Source organism: Bacillus sp. SIMBA_031 (assembly GCF_046535225.1).
In the GTDB taxonomy this organism is placed as follows: Bacteria; Bacillota; Bacilli; order Bacillales; family Bacillaceae; genus Bacillus; species Bacillus velezensis.
Genome location: NZ_JAWRXC010000782.1, coordinates 1 through 228, shown reverse-complemented (window position 1 = coordinate 228; position 228 = coordinate 1). Strand labels below are relative to the sequence as shown.

1 protein-coding gene is annotated in these 228 nt (G+C 30.3%); it reads right to left on the bottom strand.

All coding sequences use genetic code 11. The features are described 5' to 3' along the window. Nucleotides 1-114: 114 nt before the first annotated feature. The coding region (locus SB724_RS22185) for a hypothetical protein (RefSeq protein WP_410573288.1) at nucleotides 115-228 on the bottom strand (114 nt) is incomplete at its 5' end.

Here is a 228-nt window from a genome sequence, read left to right as displayed (position 1 = left end):
CTGACTTTATAATGATAAAAATCTGAAAAAGTTAAAACAACAATATTTATTTTACTTTCAATAATATGTGGTTCTGTATGTTAGATATAGGCCATTTTTAATCTAAAACATCACCTATTTCCCGATACAAAACTTAGAGAAAATATTCCCCAAAACTTCATCATTCGTAACTTCTCCGGAAATCTCACCAAGGTGCTCTAATGCATTTCTCAGTTCATAAGCTAGAAG